Annotated in this window: 18 protein-coding genes and 1 riboswitch; of the genes, 2 read left to right on the top strand and 16 right to left on the bottom strand. The window is 68.3% G+C overall.

Annotated elements, in window-relative coordinates:
* From L3V85_RS29795 to L3V85_RS29820, 6 genes are all read right to left on the bottom strand, one after another.
* Entirely contained in the window at window positions 1–504 is a 504-nt protein-coding gene (locus L3V85_RS29795) for an SMI1/KNR4 family protein (RefSeq protein WP_237676229.1), read from the bottom strand.
* A 1-nt stretch (window position 505) separates the two neighbouring features.
* On the bottom strand, window positions 506–1,312 hold the full coding sequence (locus L3V85_RS29800; RefSeq protein ID WP_237676230.1) for an enoyl-CoA hydratase/isomerase family protein: 807 nt from the start codon (window positions 1,310–1,312) through the stop codon (window positions 506–508).
* Between the two features lie 16 nt (window positions 1,313–1,328).
* The gene (locus L3V85_RS29805) at window positions 1,329–2,195 is read right to left on the bottom strand and encodes an alpha/beta hydrolase family protein (RefSeq protein WP_237676231.1); all 867 of its coding nucleotides are present in this window, start codon (window positions 2,193–2,195) and stop codon (window positions 1,329–1,331) included.
* A 21-nt stretch (window positions 2,196–2,216) separates the two neighbouring features.
* Window positions 2,217–3,845 (bottom strand): carboxyl transferase domain-containing protein, encoded by a 1,629-nt coding sequence (locus L3V85_RS29810; RefSeq protein WP_237676232.1) that lies wholly within the window; start codon window positions 3,843–3,845, stop codon window positions 2,217–2,219.
* Window positions 3,842–5,521 (bottom strand): AMP-binding protein, encoded by a 1,680-nt coding sequence (locus tag L3V85_RS29815; RefSeq protein WP_237676233.1) that lies wholly within the window; start codon window positions 5,519–5,521, stop codon window positions 3,842–3,844. Before L3V85_RS29815 ends, L3V85_RS29810 begins: the two co-directional genes overlap by 4 nt.
* A 143-nt stretch (window positions 5,522–5,664) precedes the next feature.
* On the bottom strand, window positions 5,665–6,837 hold the full coding sequence (locus L3V85_RS29820; RefSeq protein ID WP_237676234.1) for an isovaleryl-CoA dehydrogenase: 1,173 nt from the start codon (window positions 6,835–6,837) through the stop codon (window positions 5,665–5,667).
* Window positions 6,838–6,977: 140 nt separating this feature from the next.
* Between L3V85_RS29820 and L3V85_RS29825 the strand changes: the two genes are divergently transcribed.
* Window positions 6,978–8,006 carry an AraC family transcriptional regulator gene (locus L3V85_RS29825; protein WP_237676235.1) on the top strand — a complete coding sequence of 343 codons (1,029 nt, stop codon included), beginning with the start codon at window positions 6,978–6,980 and terminating at the stop codon, window positions 8,004–8,006.
* On the opposite strand, the gene L3V85_RS29830 is transcribed toward L3V85_RS29825, so the two are convergent.
* From L3V85_RS29830 to L3V85_RS29860, 7 genes are all read right to left on the bottom strand, one after another.
* Window positions 8,003–8,458, bottom strand: a complete 456-nt coding sequence (locus tag L3V85_RS29830) for a putative immunity protein (RefSeq protein WP_237676236.1) — start codon at window positions 8,456–8,458, stop codon at window positions 8,003–8,005. The two genes, L3V85_RS29825 and L3V85_RS29830, sit on opposite strands and share 4 nt — an antisense overlap.
* On the bottom strand, window positions 8,455–9,450 hold the full coding sequence (locus L3V85_RS29835; RefSeq protein WP_237680683.1) for a D-2-hydroxyacid dehydrogenase family protein: 996 nt from the start codon (window positions 9,448–9,450) through the stop codon (window positions 8,455–8,457). The genes L3V85_RS29830 and L3V85_RS29835 overlap by 4 nt, the downstream gene beginning before the upstream one ends.
* A 107-nt stretch (window positions 9,451–9,557) precedes the next feature.
* Window positions 9,558–9,884 (bottom strand): thioredoxin family protein, encoded by a 327-nt coding sequence (locus L3V85_RS29840; RefSeq protein ID WP_237676237.1) that lies wholly within the window; start codon window positions 9,882–9,884, stop codon window positions 9,558–9,560.
* Between the two features lie 54 nt (window positions 9,885–9,938).
* Window positions 9,939–10,631: an HAD family hydrolase gene (locus tag L3V85_RS29845; protein ID WP_106936710.1), complete on the bottom strand. Its 693-nt coding sequence runs from the start codon at window positions 10,629–10,631 to the stop codon at window positions 9,939–9,941.
* A gap of 32 nt (window positions 10,632–10,663) precedes the next feature.
* On the bottom strand, window positions 10,664–12,547 hold the full coding sequence (thiC, locus tag L3V85_RS29850) for a phosphomethylpyrimidine synthase ThiC (RefSeq protein WP_237676238.1): 1,884 nt from the start codon (window positions 12,545–12,547) through the stop codon (window positions 10,664–10,666).
* A 91-nt stretch (window positions 12,548–12,638) separates the two neighbouring features.
* Window positions 12,639–12,744, bottom strand: a riboswitch (TPP riboswitch).
* Window positions 12,745–12,770: 26 nt separating this feature from the next.
* Window positions 12,771–13,205: a YchJ family protein gene (locus L3V85_RS29855; protein WP_237676239.1), complete on the bottom strand. Its 435-nt coding sequence runs from the start codon at window positions 13,203–13,205 to the stop codon at window positions 12,771–12,773.
* Window positions 13,206–13,260: 55 nt separating this feature from the next.
* Window positions 13,261–15,048, bottom strand: a complete 1,788-nt coding sequence (locus L3V85_RS29860; protein WP_237676240.1) for a hybrid sensor histidine kinase/response regulator — start codon at window positions 15,046–15,048, stop codon at window positions 13,261–13,263.
* Between the two features lie 147 nt (window positions 15,049–15,195).
* Here L3V85_RS29860 and L3V85_RS29865 point away from each other — a divergent pair, with 147 nt between their 5' ends.
* On the top strand, window positions 15,196–15,960 hold the full coding sequence (locus L3V85_RS29865) for a helix-turn-helix transcriptional regulator (RefSeq protein WP_237676241.1): 765 nt from the start codon (window positions 15,196–15,198) through the stop codon (window positions 15,958–15,960).
* A gap of 19 nt (window positions 15,961–15,979) precedes the next feature.
* On the opposite strand, the gene iaaH is transcribed toward L3V85_RS29865, so the two are convergent.
* The 3 genes from iaaH to L3V85_RS29880 form a co-directional block, all read right to left on the bottom strand.
* A complete protein-coding gene (gene iaaH / locus L3V85_RS29870) occupies window positions 15,980–17,500 on the bottom strand; it encodes an indoleacetamide hydrolase (RefSeq protein ID WP_237676242.1) in 1,521 nt (506 codons plus the stop codon).
* 117 nt (window positions 17,501–17,617) lie between these two features.
* Window positions 17,618–18,748, bottom strand: coding sequence for an acyl-CoA dehydrogenase family protein (locus L3V85_RS29875; protein ID WP_237676243.1), 1,131 nt, complete (start codon window positions 18,746–18,748; stop codon window positions 17,618–17,620).
* Between the two features lie 49 nt (window positions 18,749–18,797).
* Window positions 18,798–20,048: a glutamate carboxypeptidase gene (locus L3V85_RS29880; protein WP_237676244.1), complete on the bottom strand. Its 1,251-nt coding sequence runs from the start codon at window positions 20,046–20,048 to the stop codon at window positions 18,798–18,800.
* Window positions 20,049–20,050: the final 2 nt, after the last annotated feature.

Here is a 20,050-nt window from a genome sequence, read left to right on the forward strand (position 1 = left end):
TCAGTCGAACTCGATGGTGCCGGCTTCCATGGAAGCCACGAGGTCCGCGAGCCACGCCTCGACCGACGCATGCTCGACGGGGCGGTCTTCGTCCGCCTTCCAGAAGGCGACGAGCTGCCCCGGCTGGCCGCCGCCTTCGGCATCGATGTCCACGCACAGGTAGCTGCCGCCGCCATTCGACAGGAAAGGCACCCAGCCGCGTCGCCAGGTGGCGGGGTCTTCGAAGTCGCTGCCGATCATGTCGTCGAGCATCTCCTTGGTGTCGGCGATGTCCTCGAGCGCGCTGAACATGCGGTTGTCCTGCAGGCTGTCGAAGCTGCTGTTCGGCTGGCCGTTGCGCCAGCGGTAGAGCGCGCGGAAGGCCTCGGGCAGCTTCAGCGAGAACCTGGCTTCGAAGGCGTCGAGCTCGTCGTCGCCCACGCCCGGTTGAAGCGCGGCGCGATAGTCGGCGCGGTTCGCGGCCAGCCAGGCGTCCATGCGTTCGATGAGTGGGCGCTGCGGCATCTCAGGCCTTGCCGGTGTCCAGCCACGACGGCTTGCGCTTCTGCAGGAAGGCCTGCACGCCCTCGCGGCCTTCTTCGCTCGCGCGGATGTCGGCGATGCCCTCGACCGTCTTCGCGATCAGCGCGGCGTCGATCTCGCGGCCGGCCACGTCGTCGATCAGTTGCTTGCAGGCGCGCACGGCCGCAGGGCTGGCACCCGTGAGCGCCTTCAGCAGCTCGTCGACCTTGGCATCGAGCGCATCGGCTGCCACCACTTCATGCACGAAGCCGATGCGGTGCGCCTCGGCGGCGGTGAAACGCTCCGCCGTCAGGAAGTAGCGCTGCGAGGCGCGCGTGCCCATCGCCCGCAGCACGTAGGGGCTGATGGTCGCGGGCACGAGGCCGATCTTCACTTCGCTCAGGCAGTACCAGGCGGTGTCCACGCTCACGGCCATGTCGCATGCGGCCACGAGCCCCATGCCGCCCGCATACACGTCGCCCTGCACGCGCGCGATGGTCGGCTTGGGGCATTCGGCGATGGTGCGCAGCATCCCGGCCAGCTTGCCCGCGTCGGCGATGTTCTCGTCGCGCGTGTAGTCGGCCATGCGGCGCATCCAGTTGAGGTTCGCGCCCGCGCAGAAGGCCGAGCCGTTGGCGCCCAGCACGATGGCCTTGACCTGCGGCGCGGCGCCGGCCTCGGTGAAGGCCCGCGTCAGTTCGGCGATGACGATGTCGTCGAAGGCGTTGCGCGCGTCGGGCTGGTCGAGCCAGATGCGGGCGATGGCGCCGTCGATGCGCAGTTGCAGCTTGCTGTAGTGGTTGTCGCTCATGTCTCTTGTCGTCTGTTCATTGAAGGCGCTGCGGCAGTCCCAGCTTCGCGAGGAACTGGTCCACCATCGGCACCCAGATGGCCGCGTTGCCGCGTCCTTCGAAGAAGGAATGGCCGTCGTCGCCGTAGGGCGGCACGCCCTCAAAGCGCACGTCGACGCCCTTGGCCTGGTAGGCGGCCAGCAGCCGGCCGGCCAATGCGGGGCCGAAGAAATGGTCGTTCTCCGAGTAGACCCACAGCATCGGCACCTTCGTGGTCGAGGCATAGCGGCCGAAGGCATCGACCAGGCTGGCTTCGTTGCACACGTCGTCGGGTCCGCGCGAACCGCGTCCGCCAGCGAAGTTGATGGTGCCGATCACGCCGGCCGGGTTCAGGCTCGACAGCGCCAGCACGCCGAAGCCGCCGGCCGACTTGCCCAGCAGCACGATGTGCTGCGCGTCGGCATAGGGCAGTGCGCGGGCGTAGTCGAGCGCGGCGGAGATGTCCTTGGCGCTTTCGAGACCGGCCTGCACGTAGTCGGGCTTGCTGCAGCTGAAGTAGTTCTCGGCCCACGGCCCGTCGGACTTGCCGTAGCCGCGCCGCATCGGGTTGATGACCAGGAAGCCGTGCCGCGCGAACAGCTCGGCTTGGCGCGCATAGCGGTCCTGCATCTTCGCGAAGTCCGAAGGCGAACGCGGCGTGCCGTGGTTGATCACCAGCACCGGGAACGGCCCATCGCCCGCGGGCTTGTATTCGGTGGCCGCGAGCTTGAGCCGCGATTCGCCGAAGAGGCCCTTGACCGCCATCGGAATCTCGATGTCGCGGCGCGCCACGTCCTGCGCCTGCGCGCCGAGCGCGAAGCACAGCAGTGCGGCGGCGATGAACCCGAGCTTGCGCAGCGTCATGACGGACTCCTTCGACGCTTCCTACATCCGGAAGATGCCGAACTTCGGCTCGGGCACCGGCGCATTGCGCGCGGCCGCCAGGCCCAGCGCCAGCACGCGACGGGTGTCGGCCGGATCGATGATGCCGTCGTCCCACAGCCGCGCGGTGGCGTAGTAGGGGTGGCCCTGGTCTTCGTACTGCTGGCGGATCGGGGCCTTGAAGGCTTCTTCCTCTTCCTTGCTCCAGCTGCCGCCCTTGAGCTCGATGCCGTCGCGCTTCACCGTGGCCAGCACGCTCGCGGCCTGCTCGCCGCCCATGACGCTGATGCGCGCGTTGGGCCACATCCAGAGGAAGCGCGGGCTGTACGCGCGGCCGCACATGCCGTAGTTGCCGGCGCCGAAGCTGCCGCCGATGATGACGGTGAACTTGGGCACGTTGGCCGTGGCCACGGCCGTCACCATCTTGGCGCCGTGGCGCGCGATGCCTTCGTTCTCGTACTTGCGGCCCACCATGAAGCCGGTGATGTTCTGCAGGAACACCAGCGGAATCTTGCGATGGCAGCACAGCTCGATGAAGTGCGCGCCCTTCTGCGCCGATTCACTGAACAGGATGCCGTTGTTGGCGATGATGCCCACCGGCATGCCTTCGATCTCGGCGAAGCCGCACACCAGCGTGGCGCCGAAGCGCGCCTTGAACTCGTGGAACTCGCTGCCGTCGACGATGCGCGCGATGATCTCGCGCACGTCGAAGGGCTTGCGCGTGTCGGTGGGGATCACGCCGTACAGCTCTTCGCGCGGGAACTCGGGGGCGCGCACCGCCTTGCCGTCCGCGGCCTCGGCGCCCGCGTTCTTCGCATTGAGGTTCGCCACCGCAGTGCGCGCGAGCGCCAGCGCATGCAGGTCGTTCTGCGCGAGGTGGTCGACCACGCCCGACAGGCGCGTGTGCACGTCGCCGCCGCCCAGGTCTTCGGCGGTGACGACTTCGCCCGTGGCCGCCTTCACGAGCGGCGGGCCGCCCAGGAAGATCGTGCCCTGGTTCTTGACGATGATCGATTCGTCGCTCATTGCCGGCACGTACGCGCCACCCGCCGTGCACGAGCCCATGACCACCGCGATCTGCGGGATGCCCTGGGCGCTCATGTTGGCCTGGTTGTAGAAGATGCGGCCGAAGTGGTCGCGGTCGGGGAACACCTCGTCCTGGTTCGGCAGGTTGGCACCGCCCGAGTCGACCAGGTAGATGCAGGGCAGGCGGTTCTGCTCGGCGATCTCCTGCGCGCGCAGGTGCTTCTTGACGGTCAGCGGGTAGTAGGTGCCGCCCTTCACCGTCGCGTCGTTGCACACGATCATGCAGTCGACACCGTTCACGCGGCCGATGCCGGTGATGATGCCGGCGCCCGGCGCGGACTCCACGCCCTTGCCGTCGAGGTACATCGCATGCGCGGCCAGCGGCGCGATTTCGAGGAATGGCGTGCCCGGGTCGAGCAGCTCGGCCACGCGGTCGCGCGGCAGCAGCTTGCCGCGCGCCGTGTGCTTGGCGCGCGCGGCCTCGCCGCCGCCCTGTTCCACTTTCGCGAACTGCTTGTGCAGGTCGTCGACCAGCGCGCGCATGGCGGCTGCATTGGCCTGGAAGTCGGCCGAACGCGCGTTCAATTTCGTTTCGATTTTGCTCATGCTGTCTTTTCTTGCTGGAGGCCGAGTTGCTCGGTCATGGCATCGCGGATCTTGAATTTCTGGATCTTGCCGGTCACGGTCATCGGGAATTCGGTGACGAACTGGATGTACTTCGGCACCTTGTAATGCGCGATCTGGCCCTTGCAGAAGTCGCGGATCTCGGTGTCGGTCGCGGTCTGGCCGGGCTTGACGATGATCCAGGCGCACAGCTCCTCGCCGTACTTCCTGTCGGGCAGGCCGACCACCTGCACGTCCTGCACCTTGGGGTGGCGATACAGGAACTCTTCGATCTCGCGCGGATAGATGTTCTCGCCGCCGCGGATCACCAGGTCCTTGATGCGGCCGACGATGTTGACGTAGCCCTCGGCGTCCATGGTGGCGAGGTCGCCGGTGTGCATCCAGTGCTCGGCGTCGATGGCTTCGCGCGTCTTGGGCTCGTCGTCCCAGTAGCCGTGCATCACAGAGTAGCCGCGCGTGCACAGCTCGCCCGACTGGCCTGGCGGCATGATGGCGCCGGTCTCGGGGTCGACGATCTTCACCTCGAGGTGCGGCTGCACCGTGCCCACGGTCGACACGCGGCGGTCCAGCGGCGTGTCGGTGCTGCTCTGGCAGCTCACGGGGCTGGTCTCGGTCATGCCGTAGGCGATGGTGATCTCGCTCAGGTGCATCTGGCTGACCACGCGCTTCATCACCTCGATGGGGCACGGCGAGCCGGCCATGATGCCGGTGCGCAAGGTCGACAGGTCGAACTCCTTGAAGCGCGGATGGTCGAGCTCGGCGATGAACATGGTGGGCACGCCGTGCAGGCCGGTGCACTTCTCGGCCTGCACCGTCTCCAGCACGGTGAGCGGATCGAAGCCGTCGTTCGGGTACACGATGGCCGAGCCGTGCGTGAGGCAGGCCAGGTTGCCCAGCACCATGCCGAAGCAGTGGTACAGCGGCACCGGAATGCACAGCTTGTCGACGGGCGACAGCTTCATGCATTCGCCGATGAAGAAGCCGTTGTTCAGGATGTTGCGGTGCGTGAGCGTCGCGCCCTTGGGAAAGCCCGTGGTGCCGCTGGTGAACTGGATGTTGATGGGGTCGGTGGCCTTCAGCGTCTTCTGGATCTGCGCGATGCGCGGGTCGGCCGCATCGCCGCTGGCCAGCAGCTGGCTGAAGCGCTGCATGCCGGGCTGTTCGTCGCCCTGGCCGGGCTTGTCGATCCAGAAGGTGTGCTGCAGCAGCGGCAGGCGCGCGGGGCCCAGCTCGCGCAACATGCCCAGGTAGTCGCTGGTCTTGAACTGCGCCATCGTCACCAGCACCTTGCAGCCGACCTTGTTGAGCGCGTATTCGAGCTCCGAGGTGCGGTAGGCCGGGTTGATGTTGACGAGGATCAGGCCGACCTTGGCGGTGGCGATCTGCATCAGCACCCATGGCACGTTGTTGTGCGACCAGATGCCGACGCGGTCGCCGGTCTTCAACCCCAGGCCGAGCAGCGCACTGGCGAGCTTGTTGGATTCGGTCTGCAGTTCACGGTAGGTGAAGCGCTGGCCTTCGTGGCGGCTGATGAGCGCTTCGCGGTCGGGCTGCTTCGAGACCATGTCGTCGAAGAAGTCGCCGATGGGTTGTTCGATGAGGGGGACGTCGGTGGCGCCCTTGCCGTAGCTCTCGGTCAGTGCTGCAGTCATGTTCATTTCCTTGTCTCCTTGTCTGGCCCCTTCCCCTTCCGGGGGAAGGTTGGGATGGGGGCAAGCGGCACTTGTTCAGCCCAAGGCCTCATCGAACACCTCTTGCCCCCACCCCTGCCCTCCCCCGGAAGGGGAGGGAGAAAAACAGCTTATGCCGTTTCGGCGAACAGCTCGCGACCGATCAGCATGCGCCGGATCTCGCTCGTGCCCGCACCGATCTCGTACAGCTTCGCGTCGCGCCAGAGCCGCTCGACCGGGAACTCTTTCGTGTAGCCCACGCCGCCCAGCGTCTGGATCGCCTCGCCGGCCATCCAGGTCGCCTTCTCGGCCGAATACAGGATGGCGCCGGCAGCGTCCTTGCGGAAGGTGCGCGCATGGTCGTTGCGGTCGCAGGCCTTGCCCACGGCGTACACGTAGGCGCGCGTGGCCTGCCAGGTGGAGTACATGTCCGCCAGCTTGCCCTGCATCAGCTGGAACTCGCCGATGCTCTGGCCGAACTGCTTGCGGTCGTGAATGAAGGGCAGCACCGCGTCCATGCAGGCGGCCATGATGCCCAGCGGGCCGCCCGAGAGCACCGCGCGCTCGTAGTCGAGGCCGCTCATCAGCACCTTGGCGCCCATGCCTTCGCCGCCCAGCACGTTCTCTTCGGGCACTTCGCAGTTGTCGAAGAACAGCGGGAAGGTGTTGGAGCCGCGCATGCCGAGCTTGTCGAGCTTGTTGCCGGCCGAAAAGCCCTTGAAGCCCTTCTCGACGATGAAGGCCGTCATGCCGCGCGCGCCCATCTCGGGTTCTGTCTTGGCGTAGATGACCAGCGTGTCGGCGTCGCCGCCGTTGGTGATCCACATCTTGCCGCCGTTGAGCACGTAGTAGCCGTTCTTCTTCTCGGCCTTGAGCTTCATGCTCACCACGTCGGAGCCGGCATTGGGCTCGCTCATGGCCAGCGCGCCCACGTGCTCGCCGCTCACCAGCTTGGGCAGGTACTTCTTCTTCTGCGCGTCGCTGCCGTTGCGGTGGATCTGGTTCACGCACAGGTTGGAGTGCGCGCCGTATGAGAGGCCTACCGAGGCCGAGGCGCGCGACACTTCTTCCATGGCCACGATGTGCGCCAGGTAGCCCAGTTCGGTGCCGCCGAACTCTTCCTTCACCGTCATGCCGTGCAGGCCGAGTTCGCCCAGCTTTTGCCAGAGGTCGTGCGGGAACAGGTTGTCGCGATCGATGTCGGCGGCGCGGGGGGCGATCTCGTTGGCGGCGAAGTCCTGGATCGCGCTGCGCAGCGAGTCGATGGTCTCGCCCAGATCGAAGTTCAGGCCGGGATCGTGCATGTGTCTTGTCTCCTCTGAAGGGGTCGGCGCGCAGTGCTACCCGCGCTGGATGGCGCTTGAAAGATCGCAGCTTACGCCTGGGCGCTGCGCAATTGGCGCCACAATGGTTGCAAATTGCGCCACGACCGATCCGCCCAGCCATGTCGTCCCCGTCCTTTCTCAGACCCGCCCGCGCCGTCACGCCGATGGCCTTCGTGAGAGCCATCGTGCAAGGCTACGAGCGCTACGGCGTGGACCCGGCCGAAGCCCTGAAGGCGGCACAGATCACGCCGCGCGAGCTGGCGCGGCCAGGCGCGCGAGTGACCGCCGCGCAGTTCGAAGCGCTGTCGGAGCACGCCATGCAGGAGCTGGACGACGAGGCCCTGGGCTGGTTCTCGCGGCGCCTGCCCTGGGGCAGCTACGGCATGCTGTGCCGCGCCTCGCTCACCTCGCCCGACCTGGGCGTGGCCATCAAGCGCTGGTGCCGCCACCACCGGCTGCTGACCGACGACATCGGCCTGGCGCTCGAGGTAGCCGGCGGCGTGGCCACCCTGCGCATCACCGAGAACCGCCCGCTGGACGACGCCTTCCGCGAGTTCTGCCTGGTGACCAGCCTGCGCTTCATGCACGGCTACATGTGCTGGGCGATCGACTCGCGCATCTCGCTGCGCAGCGCCAGCTTTCCGTTTGCCGCGCCGCCGCACAGCGACGCCTATGCGCCGATGTTCACGCCCGAGGTGCGGTTCGACGCGCCGCAGGCGGGCATCAGCTTCGACGAGCGTTATCTCGCCCTGCCGCTGCAGCGCGACGAACGCGCTTTGCGCACCATGCTCAAGCGCGCGCTGCCGCTCACCATCCTGCAATACCGCCGCGACCGGCTGCTGGGGCAGCGCGTGCGCGAACTGCTGCGCTCGCGTGCCAGCGAGGCGACCACGGCCGAGGCGCTGGCGGGGCTGCTGAACGTGTCGGGCCGCACGCTGCACCGGCAGCTGCACGAGGAAGGCACCTCGCTGCAGACGCTGAAGAACGAGGTGCGCCATGAACTGGCGGTGGAGTTGCTGCGACGCACCACGCGGCCGATCAAGCAGGTGGCGCTGGCGGTGGGGTTTCGTAACGAGAAGAGCTTTTCGCGGGCGTTCCTGCAGTGGACGGGGCATGCGCCGCGGGACTTTCGGCAGCTGGGGCTCTAGCAGGCCTCTTGTGCGACGAGCATGCGGAACGCCGAAACCTGCCACGCGAACTCTTCCGCGAACGCATCGGGGTCCGCCAGGGCATAGGCGCCGTAGGCATAGACCGTGGCATAGGCGGCGTACTCGGCCGCCTGCAATGCATGGCCGCTCACCGCGCGGAACACGGCATAGGTCGCGGAGACCGCCGCGTGCGCCGACGCATCGATGGATGCCGAGCCCGGGTGGCTGCGCGCGACGTTTGCCATGCGCGCCTGCACCTGCGCCAATGCGGCCTCATCGCATCGGCCTTCGACGCAGGCGCCGAGGGTGTCCAGAGCCTCCACGGCTTCCGGCGACTCCAGCAGATGTCGCACGCGCTGCACGCAGGCAAAGCCGAAGCGCAGGCGCAGCGGCATCTGGCGCTCCGACTGGAGGTCGGCCTGCGCTGCCAGCCGCTGCAGCTCGGCGTTCATGGTCCGGGAACGCCCCGCATGTGGCTCAGCACGTCGGGGTTGACCACGTTGATCGGATGACCGCCGGCAAAGGCGGTGATCTGGTCGAAGACATCGGAGAACTGCAGGTCGTATTCCTCGCGCGTGACATAGCCGATGTGAGGCGTGCACACGACGTTGGGCATGGAGATCAGCGGGTCGGCCGGATCGGTGAGCGGCTCGGTTTCGTAGACATCCACGGCCGCCATTCCCGGGCGGCCCGCCTGCAGGGCCTGGACCAGCGCACCGGGCTCGACGAGCCCCGCGCGGCTGGTGTTCACGAGGATGGCGGTGGGCTTCATGCGCGCCAGGTCCTCTCGGCGCACGATGCCCCGGGTATCGGGCACCAGCCGCATGTGCAGGGAAATGGCATCGCATTCGCCGAAGAAGGTGTCGCGGTCCGGCGCCGGTTGCCGGCCGTCCGCCAGCGCACGCTGCAGCGAATCGGGCCGCGCCCACACCAACACCTTCATGCCGAAGGCTTCGGCGTAGCCCGCCACGGTGGCGCCGATGCGCCCGTAACCGTAGATGCCCAGCGTCTTGCCCCGCAACGTGGAGCCCACGCCGGCCTGCCAGTCGCCCCGCTGCAGCGAGGCCATTTGTTGGGGAAGCCGCCGGGCCGCGCACAGCAGCAGGGCCCAGGTCAGCTCGGCCGCCGCATAGGACGGGGTGCCCGGATGCTGGTCCGACGACACCACGATGCCGAGCCGCGTGCAGGCCTCGATGTCGATGTGCGGATACACGCTGCGCTGGCTGATGAGCCGCAGGCGGGGCAGGCGTTCGAGCAACGCGGCCCGCAGCGCGGTGCGTTCGCGGATCAGCACCACCGCGTCCGCATCGGCGAGCCTGCTTGCGAGCAGGTCGGGGTCGTCGACATGGTCGTTCCAGACCGTCACGCGGTGGCCGTCCAGCTTGCGAAAGCAGGGCAGCGTGCGCAGGGTGTCGAAGTAGTCGTCCAGTACCGCGATGTTCATCGTCATGAACGCGGATTCTGGACGCGACCGGCGCCCGCGAGAAATGAATTTATCTGCGCGATTGCTTCCAGTTTTTCATGAAAGCAACCGGCGTTCCGGGCGGTGCGTCAGGCCGGCTGGGTGATGGATGCGAGTGCGTCGGCAATGGACTGGCTGTCTTCGGGACGCACCAGCTTGGCGACTTCCTTGCCGTCGCGCATGAACACCAGCGTGGGCCACAGCCGCACGTTGAACGAGCGGCCCAGCGGCCGGCCGCTGCCGTCTTCGACCTTGATGCGGCGCACGTCCGGATACTTCGCGAAGGCCTCGGCGATGTTCGGCTGCGCGGCCTTGCAGATGCCGCACCAGTTGGTGCCGAACTCGACCACGGCGGGGCCGGTGAGCGCATCGATCTCGGTGCGGTCGGGTTGCTCGGTCTTGTATTCGGAAGTCATGAGGTGATGTTCCTGTGCTGAAGGGCTGTGGTTGCCCTTCATTGCACCAGAAACTCAGGCCGCCTGCAGGTCGTAGCCCGAAAGCAGCGCGGGCAATTCGGCCATGTCGCTGAACACGCGCACCACGCCCACGCTCAGCAGCGGCCCCGGCCCGCTGTGGCCCGATTCGCCGGTGCTGTAGCCGAACACGGTGGCGCCGGCGGCCACGCCGGCCATCGCGCCGGTGACGGTGTCCTCGACGATGGCGCAGCGGCGCGGATCGACGCCCAGCGCCTCGGCCGCCGCCAGGTACACGTCGGGGTGCGGCTTGGAGCGCGGCATTTCATGCCCGCTGAAGATGCGGCCCTGGAAGCAGTCGAGCAAGCCCACCTTGGCCAGTTGCAGCTCGACCTTGTGGCGGTCGGCGCCCGAGGCGCAGGCGATGCGGCCCTTGAGCCGCGCATGGATCGCGCGAATCGCGGCCGGTGCGTTCGGAATGGCGACGAGGTCGCGCTCCAGCGCTTCGTTGCGGCGCGCGCGGAAGCTGCGCAGCCACTCGTCGGTGATCTTCACGCCGGTCTTCGATTCGATGAGCGCGGCCTCGTCCTTCACCGCCTTGCCGGTGAAGGTGTTCATCGATTCCTCGGTGCTGAGATGCCAGCCCAGCTCGCCGAGCATTTCGGCGAGCACGCGGTTGGTGATGGGTTCGGAATCGACGAGGACGCCGTCGCAGTCGAACAGGACCGCGGAAAAGGGAAAAGGGGTCATGCCTCCATGGTAGCAACGACCCCGCGACAAGCTCAGGACACGGCCTTGATCGGGATGTAGATCTCGCCGCCGCCCGCCATGAATTCCTTCGACTTCTCTTCCATGCCCTCGGTCATGGCCTCGGCTTCGGCCACGCCCTTCTTCGCGGCGTACTCGCGCACTTCCTGCGTGATCTTCATCGAGCAGAACTTGGGGCCGCACATGGAGCAGAAATGCGCCACCTTGCTGGAATCCTTGGGCAAGGTCTCGTCGTGGAATTCGCGCGCGGTGTCGGGGTCCAGGCCCAGGTTGAACTGGTCCTGCCAGCGGAACTCGAAGCGCGCCTTGCTCAGCGCGTCGTCGCGCGAGCGCGCCCCCGGGTGTCCCTTGGCAACGTCGGCCGCATGCGCGGCGATCTTGTAGGCAATGATTCCCTGCTTCACGTCGTCGCGATCGGGCAGGCCCAGGTGTTCCTTCGGCGTCACGTAGCACAGCATCGCGGTGCCGGCCCAGCCGATCATGGCCGCGCCGATGGCGCTGGCGATGTGGTCGTAGCCCGGCGCGATGTCGATGGTCAGCGGCCCGAGCGTGTAGAACGGCGCTTCGTGGCAGTGCTTGAGCTGCTCGTCCATGTTCGACTGGATCATGTGCATCGGCACGTGGCCCGGGCCTTCGATCATGGTCTGCACGTCGTGCTTCCAGGCAATCTGCGTGAGTTCGCCCAGCGTGCGCAGCTCGGCGAACTGCGCCTCGTCGTTCGCGTCGGCGCCCGAGCCGGGGCGCAGGCCGTCGCCGAGCGAGAAGCTCACGTCGTAGGCCTTCATGATGTCGCAGATGTCCTCGAAGTGCGTGTAGAGGAAGCTCTCCTTGTGATGCGCGATGCACCACTTGGCCATGATCGAGCCGCCGCGCGACACGATGCCCGTCATGCGGTCGGCCGTCAGGTGGATGAACGGCAGGCGCAGGCCGGCGTGGATGGTGAAGTAGTCGACGCCCTGCTCCGCCTGCTCGATGAGCGTGTCGCGGTAGATCTCCCAGGTGAGGTCTTCGGCCACGCCGCCCACCTTCTCGAGCGCCTGGTAGATCGGCACCGTGCCGATGGGCACCGGCGAATTGCGCACGATCCAGTCGCGCGTGGTGTGGATGTTCTTGCCGGTCGACAGGTCCATCACGTTGTCGGCGCCCCAGCGGATGGCCCACACCAGCTTCTCGACCTCTTCCTCGATGCTCGAGGTGACGGCGGAGTTGCCGATGTTGGCGTTGATCTTCACCTTGAAGTTGCGTCCGATGGCCATGGGCTCGACTTCGGGGTGGTTGATGTTGGCCGGAATGATGGCGCGGCCGCGCGCCACCTCGTCGCGCACGAACTCGGGCGTGATGATGCGCGGAATGCTCGCGCCCATCGGGTTGCCCATCACGCGCTTGGCGCGCTCCTCGTTGGCGAGGTACTCGGCCATCCACTCGCGCTTGCCGTTCTCGCGCAGGGCCACGTATTCCATCTCGGGCGTGACGATGCCGCGGCGCGCGTAGTGCATCTGCGTGACGTTGGCACCCGACTTGGCGCGGCGCGGCTGGCGCTGCAGCGCCGAGGCACCGGCGCGCAGTTCGGCCAGGCGCTGGGCGTCGCGGTCTTCGTTCTTGGCGCCGTCGTCCAGCGCGTGGTGCGTGCGGCCTTCGTAACTTTCCGTGTCACCGCGCTCGACGACCCAGGCGCCGCGCACGTCGGGCAGGCCGCGGCGCACGTCGATCTCGACCTTCGGGTCGGTGTAGGGGCCGGAGGTGTCGTAGAGCGAGACGGTCTCGCCGTTGGTCAGCCGCACGTCGCGCACGGGCACGTTCAGGTCGGGCCGGCTGCCCGGAATCAGGCACTTGTGGGACGCGGGAAAGGGCTCGCGCGTGAGCGAAAGCAGCGAGGTGAACTTGTCGGGGGCATTCATCGGGAGGCACTCCTTGTAAGGGAAAGGGTGCTCCGCAATCGCTCGGTGGACTTCGGGAAACCCGCCACGAAAAAGGCAGTGGCGGACCGGAGTCAGGGAGTGCAGCTCTTCTTACGCCGGTATGACCCGGATCAAGTTCGCGGGTCGGCAGCTTTGCCATCTCAGCACGCCACATGCGTGCACCCCGGAGCGGGGACGATTGTGCGAGCCGCCGACCGGCGCGTCAAGCCAGGGGCTGCTGCAGGTCGCCGTCGAGGTAGAACCAGCGCGCGCCCTCGCGCACGAAACGGCTGCGCTCGTGCAGCCGGGTGGCCGCGCCGGTGGCCGCGCTGCGCTGGCGGGCGACGAACTCGACCTCCGCGTGGTCGGCGTCGAGCACCGAGCGCGAGCGGATGTCCAGCCCCAGCCACTTGACGCCGGGCTCGAACTCGATGGAGGCCGGCCGTTTGGACGCGTCCCAGGTGGCGAGCAGGTAGGCGCCGCGTTCGAGCACGAAGGCCGAGTAGCGCGAACGCATCAGCGATTCGGCGTCTGGCGCCGGCGTGTTCTCGAAATCGTCGAGATAGCGGCCGCAGCACAGGGCGTAGCCGATGGGCTTGTCGCGGCGGTCGGTACGGCCGCAGGGGCAAGGTCCGGTGGTGGGATCGATGGCACTCATGAAGACCGCTATTGGAACACCTCGCGGGCCGGGTGCCGACAGGGCAAGCCCGCGGCTATGCGGGCAGGCTGTCGGCAATGGCCTCGCGCAGGGCGCGCGCGTCGGCCGGCTTGTAGATCAGCGCATAGCCGGCGCGCTCCACTTCGGCCCTGTTGGCATGGGCCGTTTCGCCCGTGAGGATGACCACGTTGCGCGCCTTGCCGACCGCCTGCAGGGCCTGCGCGGCGGCCAGCCCGGAAAGGCCGCTGCCCAGGCGCAGGTCGCTCAGCATCAGGTCGAAAACGCCCGCCTGCTGCAGCGCCTCGCGCGGGTTGGCGGCCAGCACCACCTCGTGGCCCCAGGCGGACAGCAGCGAGCGCATGGCCTCGCGCACCGGCTGCTCGTCGTCGAGCACCAGGATGCGGATGGCGCCCGCGGGCTCCGGTTCGGACGGCATGGGCATTTCGGCGACGCCGCGCGGCGCGGCCATTTCATCCAGCACCAGCGAGAAGGTGCTGCCCCTGCCAGGCGCGGTCCGCACCTCGATGCGCGAGCCCATCACGCGCGCCACGCTGGCCACCAGAGACAGGCCCAGGCCGAGCCCCCGGCTGCGGTCGCGGCCGGGATTGTCGACCTGGAAGAATTCCTCGAACACCTGCGCCTGATGCCGCGCATCGATGCCCACACCGGAGTCGCGCACCTCGATGCGCCAGCGTCCCCGGCCGGCGCGCCGTGCACAGACCAGCACCGTGCCGGAGGGCGTGTACTTGATCGCGTTGTCCACCAGGTTGCCGAGCAGCCGCGCGAGCATGCGCGCGTCGGCCCGCACCACGGCGCGCGTGGCACGCACGCGCAGCCGCAGCCCCTTGGCCGCGGCCAGCGCCGCGAAACGGCCATGCAGCGCATCGAACAGCGGCTGCAGGGGCAAGGGCTCGAGCCGCACGGGCGCCACGCCGCCGTCGAGCTGCGCGATGTCCAGCAGCGCGTCGATCGATCCGCGCAGCGCATCGACGCTGTCGCGCATGAAGCGCAGGTTCTCGGCGGTGGGCGGGCTGCGCGTGTCGAGCACGTCGACGAAGATGGCCAGCGCATGCATCGGCTGGCGCAGGTCGTGGTTGGCGGCCGCGAAGATGCGGGCGCGCTGCGCGGCCAGCTGCGCCACATGCTCGAGCTGCCGCCGCAGCGCCTCGGCCAGGCGCGCGTTCTCGAATCCGTTCTCGATGGAGCCGACGATCAGCCGGTTCTGCTTGCGCGCGTAGTGCAGCGCCGCGACCAGCTGCGACACCGCAAGGCAGCCCATGATGACCGTCACGCTGCCCGGCTCGAGCACCAGCCGCAGCGCCAGGCTCAGGAACACCGGCACGCCGAAGCACAGCGCGGCCAGCCACCACTGCGCGAGCGCGGCGATGATGACGCTGGTCGCGCCGCTCACGAAGAAGTACATCAGCAGGATGTACGCAAGATCGCCATGCGGAAAGAACAGCCACGGCGCCAGTGACCACACCAGCCCCGGGAACAGCATGCGCAGCTCCAGCCGCCGGCGCGTGCGCGCGGCCGAAGCGGCGTCGATGGCGGCCGGGTCCAGCCGATGCAGGTGCCGATGCATGTTCCATTGCATGGCGTGCACCAGCACGGCCCAGACCAGCGTGCCGCGGTCGCCGGTCAGCACGAGGAACAGGATCCAGAAGACCGCCGCGGTGACGGCCGCCGACAAGGGCGTGTCTCGCGTATCGACCACATAGGCCCGCGCCAGGCTCTGGTCGACCAGCGGATTCGCATTGGGCGCCTCGACCCAATAGTCGCGCAGCCGCTGCAGGAGCGGCCTGGAAGGGGATTCGGTGCCGGAAGGGAGTGTCGGAGGCATGGGCGGGCTGGCACCGATTCTGCGCGTTCCATGTGACCGTGCATGCGCCACCGTGCGGCCACGCGAACGCACGCCCGAGGGCATCCACCCTTGGCGCGGCGCTTGCTAAACGTTAGCGTTACAGCGGCTCCAGAAAGAAAGTCGGCGATGTACCTCACAGCCCCGGAACAGCACGCGTTGCGCGGCGTCTTCACGCTGCTGGCGCAAGACCATCGCGAGCACGAGCTGCGCGAACGATTGGGCCGGGCGCTGCTCGACCTGCTGCGCGCGGACCAGTTCGCCTCGTTCGTGTGGGATGCCGCGAGCCGCAGCTTCGGCGGTCGCGTGGCGATCAACATGGAGGCCGCCAACCTCGACCGCTACGCCCAGTGGCACCAGCACCACGACCCGATCACCTTCGTGCTGCAGTCGCGCCGCCGCGCCACGCGCGTGACCGAGGTGATGCCGCAGCGCGCGCTCATGCGCACCCCGTTCTTCAACGACTTTCTCTCGCGCGACGGCCTGCACTGGGGCATGAACCTGCATGCGTTCGACGGCGACCGCGCGCTGGGCGACCTGCGCATCTGGCGGCGCAGGGAGCGCGGCGATTTCGGCGACCACGAGAAAGCGCTGCTCGACCTGATCGAGCCGGCGTTCGCGGGAGCGTTGCAGCGGGCGCAACGGGCAGCGGCCGCCGCCGTCGCCCTTCCCCCACCGCAGGAGGCGCCAGACGCCGCCTGGTGCCTGCTGAGCGAGCGCGAGCAGCAGGTGGCGCGCTGCGTGCGCGAAGGCCTCACCGACAAGGAGATCGCGCGGCGCATGGCGGTGGGCGTGCCCACCGTGCGCACCTACCTGCGGCGCATCTTCGACAAGCTGGGCATCGAGCGCCGCGCGGCGCTCGCGGGCTGGAGCGCGCCGCCGGCCGGGCGCTGACCGCGCACGCCGGCTTCGCTTACTTCGGCGCGGGCAGGCGGCCCAGCACCCGCTCCACGGCGAGCCCCACGGCCAGCAGCTTGCGGTCGCTGCCGGCCGGGCCGTCGAGTTCCAGCCCCACGGGCAGGCCCGTCGTCGCGCCCAGGCCCGATGGCAGCTGCACGCCCGGAATGCCGGCGTTGCTGCCGGGGTCGGTGTTCTGGATCAGCGCGCCGAAGTTCTCCGGGCTGCTGGCTTCAGGCGCCGCGGCCAGCGCCACGCGCGGCACGGTCGGGAACACCAGCGCGTCGAGCCTGTTCTTCGCAAAGGTGTCGCGGTATAGCTTCTGCAGCGCGGGCCGCGCGACGCGCATCGCGTTGTCGTAGACCGGCTTCGCATCGACCGTGCCGGCGGGCGCGGGCAGCTTGCGCGGGATCACGAAGGCGTCGAAGGTGCCCTTGACGTCGGGGCTGGCGATGCCGGCCGCGAGCTGCGCGATGTCGATGCCGGTGCGGTACTTCGCCAGGTAGGCCGCCATGTCGTCGTGCGCCTCGTAGAGCGCGAGCGGAAAGCCGATCGCGCCGTTGAGCTCCATGAGCTTGGGCATCTCCACGTCCACCAGCGTGACGCCGGCGCCGCGCAGCCTGGCGAGCGCGGCGTCGGTGGCGGCGCGCGTGTCGGCATCGAGATTGGCGTAGAAGGCCTGCGCCACGCCCAACCGCACGCGCTTCAGGTCGGCGGGCCTGATCGGCGCGCCGCCGGCGATCACGCCGTCGAGCAGCGCCACGTCGGCCATCGATTGCGCCATCGGCCCGGCCGTGTCCCGCGTGTGCGAGATCGGCGCGATGCCCTGCTGCGGATAGCGGCCCATGCTCGGACGCAGCGATGCGCAGCCGTTGAACGCGCACGGAATGCGCACCGAGCCGCCGGTGTCGGTGCCGAGCGCGGCCGGCACCATGCGCGCACCGAGCGCCGCACCGTTGCCCGAAGACGAGCCGCCCGCGATGCGGCTCGCGTCGTAGGCGTTGCGCACGCCCACCTCGGGGCCGCTCTGGAACGCGGGGTTGTAGCCGGTGACGCCGAAGGCCAGCTCGTGCATGTTGGTCTTGCCCAGCACGACGGCGCCGGCCGCGCGCAGCCTGGCCACCACGGGTGCGTCGGCGCCGGGCACGAAGCCCTTGAGCGCGGGCGTGCCGGCCGTCGCGGGCAGGCCCTGCACCTGTATGTTGTCCTTGATGGCCACCGGCAGCCCCGCGAGCGGCTTGCACGCGCCGCCACGTTTGCGCAGCGCATCGGCGGCGCGCGCCTGCTTCAGCGCGCCGGCTTCGTCGAGCGCGATGAAGGCATTGAGATTCGCCCGGGCCTTGGCCTGGGCGATGTAGGCCGCGACCAGCTGCTCGCTGGTGATGGTGCCGGCGCACAACTGCTTCACGGCGTCGCTCGCGGTCAGCGTGGCGATGTCGGGCGCGGCGGCGGGCTGCTGCGCCTGCGCCGGCAGGCCGAGGCCGCCCAGGCACAGCAAGGCCAGGGCGGCGGCGGGAACGGATCTTGAAATGGACATGGCGAAGGCCTCCGACAAAAGAGGCCGCCATGCTGCGCTCGCGGGGCGCGGTTGTCTGTCATCGAAACCGATGACAGGCGGACGGGTGGGTCACCGGCTATCGGGCGCTGCTCCGCTTCAAGCGAGCGCGCGCTGAATCAGGAGCTTCTGGATGTCCGAAGTGCCTTCGTAGATCTGGCACACGCGCACGTCGCGGTAGATGCGCTCCAGCGGAAAGTCGTTCACGTAGCCGTAGCCGCCCAGCGTCTGGATGGCGGCGCTGCACACGCGCTCGGCCATCTCGCTGGCGAACAGCTTGGCCATGGCCGCTTCCTTCAGGCAGGGGCGGCCGGCGTCGCGCAGGGCGGCGGCATGCCAGATCAGCTGGCGCGCGGCCTCGAGTTGCGTTGCGCACTCGGCGAGGCGGAAACCCACGGCCTGCTGGTCGAAGATCGAGCCGCCAAAGGCCTGGCGTTCCTTGGCATAGGCCAGCGCCACGTCGAAGGCGCTGCGCGCCATGCCCACGCTTTGCGCGGCAATGCCGATGCGGCCGCCTTCCAGCGCGCCGAGGGCGATCTTGTAGCCCTCGCCTTCGGCGCCGATGAGGTTTTCCACCGGGATGCGGCAACCGTCGAAATTGATCTGCGCGGTGTCGCTGCTGTGCTGGCCCAGCTTGTCCTCCAGGCGCGCGACGTTGTAGCCGGGCGCGTCGGTCGGCACGAGGAATGCGCTCATGCCGCGCTTGCCCGCGCCCTTGTCGGTCACCGCGATCACGATGGCCACCTGGCCGTTCTTGCCGCTGGTGATGAACTGCTTGACGCCGTCGATCACGTAGGCGTCGCCGTCCTTGCGCGCGGTGGTGCGCAGGCTCGACGCATCGCTGCCGGCCTGCGGCTCGGTGAGGCAGAAGGCGCCGAGCATCTTCCCCTGCGCGAGCGGCTCGAGCCACTGCTTCTTCTGCTGCGCGTTGCCGTAGCGCATGAGGATGGCATTGACGGGGCAGTTGGTCACGCTGATGGCGGTGCTGGTGCCGCCGTCGCCGGCCGCGATTTCTTCCAGCACCAGCGCCAGCGTGAGGTAGTCGAGGCCGGCGCCGCCATGCTCCTCGGGCACGCAGATGCCGTAGGCGCCCAGCGCCGCGAGGCCCTGGTGCGCTTCCTTCGGAAAGCTGTGCTCGCGGTCCCACTTCGGGGCGTTGGGCCAGAGTTCGGCTTGCGAGAAATCGCGCACCGCGTCGCGAATGGCTTCCTGGTCTGCGTTGAGCAGCATGGCGTTGTCTCCGGTTTTCTTCTCTTGTCTGTCTGTCTGTCTGGCTGGCTTACTTGCCGGCGCCCAGGTCCATGATCAGGCGCGCTGCCATGTACAGGCGGCGCGGAATGGCGCTGATATCGACGTACTCGGCCTTGTCGCTGTGGTAGCCGAAGCCGGGCAGGCCCAGGCTTTCGATCACGGGCTTGCCGGAGAGCGCCGCGTAGGCCGCGTCGGTGCCGCCGCCGGTGCGTTCTTCCACGCCCAGCGTGCCGCCGGCTTCCTTGTAGTACGCCACGGCCTTGTCGACCAGCTTCTTGCCGCCTTCGCCGGCGTTGAAGGCCGGGCGGCCGCGCGTGACGATCACCTTGACGTCGGCCTCGGGCAACTTCTTCTGCTGCGCGCGCTCTTCCAGCGTCTTCATGGCGGCGTCGAAGTCTTCGTTGCGCGCATAGCGCACGTCGGCGTTCAGGGTGGCGGTGGCCGGGATGATGTTCGACACGTTGCCGGCCTTGGCGATGGTCCAGTTGAAGCGCAGGTTCTTCGACTTGTCGTCGATGTTCATGGTGCGCAGCACGAGGTCGGATGCCTCGACCAGCGCGTTCACGCCCAGCTCGGGCGCGGCGCCGGCATGCGATGCTTTGCCCGTGATGTTGACCTGCACGTAGGCGATGCCCGAGGTGCCGAGCGACAGCTTCTCGTCGCCGGCGCTGGTGGGCTCGAAGGAGAGCACGTAGTCGGCCAGCTTGGCTTCTTCCTGGATCAGGTCGCGCGAGCCGAAGGAGCCTTTTTCCTCGTCGGTGTTGAACAGCACGGTGATGGTGCCGTAGTCGCGCACGCCGTAGTCCTTCAGCAGCTTGAGCGTGTGCAGGATCACGGCGTTGCCGCCCTTGTCGTCGGCGATGCCGGGGCCGTAGGCCTTGTCGCCTTCGACGCGGAACGGCGCCTTGGCCAGGATGCCCTTCAGGTACACGGTGTCCATGTGCGACAGCAGCAGCAGGTTCTTGCCGCCGCGGCCCTTGATCTTGCCGACGATGTTGTCGCCGACCACGATGCCTGCCGACTTGCTGCGCGTGACGGTGAAGCCCAGGTTCTTGAGTTCGCCTTCGAGGTAGTTGCCGGCGGCGGCAATGCCTTCGGCGTCCCCGGTGCCGGTTTCGATGTTGACGAGCTTTTCGAGCGTCTTGATCACCGCGGGCTGCTCGTCGGTGGCAGCCTGGAACAGCACGTTGTCGCGCTTCTGGGCCCAGCTGGCGGCGGGCGCCAGGAAAGCGGTGGCCAGCAAGGCGGCAAGGGCGGTACGGTGGATGGATGGGCGCATGA

The organism is Variovorax paradoxus (genome assembly GCF_022009635.1).
Lineage (GTDB): Bacteria > Pseudomonadota > Gammaproteobacteria > Burkholderiales > Burkholderiaceae_C > Variovorax.